This is a genomic window from bacterium (assembly GCA_021372775.1).
In the GTDB taxonomy this organism is placed as follows: Bacteria; Acidobacteriota; Polarisedimenticolia; order J045; family J045; genus JAJFTU01.
In genome coordinates this window covers 1-1,873 of sequence record JAJFTU010000285.1, presented here as the reverse complement: position 1 = coordinate 1,873, position 1,873 = coordinate 1, and the positions used below count along the sequence as shown (strand labels likewise).

1 protein-coding gene is annotated in these 1,873 nt (G+C 64.8%); it reads left to right on the top strand.

The features are described 5' to 3' along the window. Positions 1-1,213, top strand: a 1,213-nt coding sequence (locus tag LLG88_09960; protein ID MCE5247228.1) for an RHS repeat-associated core domain-containing protein, incomplete at its 5' end; no start/stop codon positions are given. Positions 1,214-1,873: the final 660 nt, after the last annotated feature.

Genomic DNA, 1,873 nt, shown 5'->3' with positions numbered 1-1,873 from the left:
GCTGCGTCAGACCGTGGGCGCGTCGTGGGACGCGCTCGGCCGGATGACGACGTTCGTGGAAGGCGACCCGAAGACGGAGCTCGGCGCGCCGGCCGAGACCTACCGCTACGCGGCGGACGGCTTCCGCTGGCTGCGCGCGGGAGCGGACGGGAAGGCGACGCTGACGCTGCGCGACGCGCAGGGCCGGCCGCTCGCCGAGTACGTCGTCGCGCGCGGCGCGTTGGGCCCGACGCTCTCGCGCGAGTACGTGCACGCGCTGGGGCAGGTCGTCGCCGAGCGGACGTGGACCGGCGGAACCCAGACGACGACCTACCATCACCGCGACCACCTCGGCAGCCTGCGCGTCGCGACGGACGCGGCGGGGGCGCACGCCGACGCGCACGACTACTACCCGTTCGGCGGCGAGATGGGGCCGGTCGCTTCCTCGAGCCGGAAGAAGTTCACGGGGCACGAGCGGGACGAGGAGACCGGGCTCGACTACATGCTCGCTCGTTACCATTCCCCGGCGCTGGGGCGGTTCCTGAGCGTGGATCCGGGGATGGATGTCCAGCCGGAGAACCCGCAGTCGTGGAATGTGTATAACTACGTCAGAAACAACCCGGTCAACGGGACGGATCCAGATGGAAAGGTCCGGAAGGACAAAGATGGCAACGTGCTCTTCTGGAACGACGGGATGAGCTTCGAAAGGCGGAAATGGACCTTCGATCTGCCCGGTGGGGCGAAGGTGCTGATCGAGTTCAGGGTCAGGCTGGGCCACATTGAGGCCGATGACGGGACAGCAATCGTGGCGTCGCAGGTGGCGGGTAAGCCGCGCGTAACGCTTTCCGCGCCCGGCGAAGAGACCGCTACTGGTGACATGTCACTTCTCCCGGGCTGGGATGTGAGCACGAACTGTATCGGGACAGCATTTGCAGATGGCCAAGTCTGGATCCAGCCAGATCAGGTGCCGGCCCTGATTTCTCATGACGGTTATGTTGAGACGCAGTCACCAGCAGTTGGCGACGTCGGGGTGTACAGAGAGGGCAGCAGTGCAAAACACGCCGTGCAGGTGACTGGGGTTAGCGATGCTGGTGCGGTCACCGCAGTGAGGAGCAAGAACGGCGGAACTCCAGTCGTAACTGCACCACCGGGGCCTGGCCCCGGTACCGCGTGGCCCGTCGAAGGAGCGGAGCCGCCAAGCTACTACACGAAGCCGAAGGAGAAGAAGCAATGACGCGATGGCTTTGGCCGGTCGCCCTCGCCGTTTGTCTGCCGGCTTCTGCTGGTTCGAACTGCGATCGATGGCAGGCGCTTGTCGACCCCTCCATGCAAGAGCCAAAAGGCGGGAGGGACCAAGTATTGCTGGATACAAGTGAGGCTGCGTCCGCGGAAGCGGCAATCGCGTGTCTTCTCGCTCTTGACACGGATGAGCGCGCCGCGCGCTTCTGCGGGAATACGCGGGGCGATGCGAACTGGCTTGCACCGGGCACTTGTCCGATTCGAGTAGAGGCACTGTACTACGTATCATTCATCTTCACGCGCCAGTGGGGACATGCGGTCGGAACGGCGTTGCTCGGTCCAGATGGTGTAATGAACTCGGAACCTGCGGTACGGGCTGCGGCGGCCGCATATCGAAAGTGGTTTGAGGAAGTGCGGAGGATCGGAATTGATGAGGCGCGGCGGCGGCACATGACCCCGCTTGCCGGCGCGGACGTGCACTGGATCGATAGTTGATCATTCCTGTGTGATCAGGGCTGGCCTGCTCCCCGAAAAGTGGTCCGGGCTGACCGAGAGTCCTCGGGGCGATAATTCGCCCGCGAAAGGACGCTCATGAAGAAGAGCCGGTTCGGCGTGGAGCAGATCGTCGGCATCCTGAAGGAGGCGGACGCCGGCG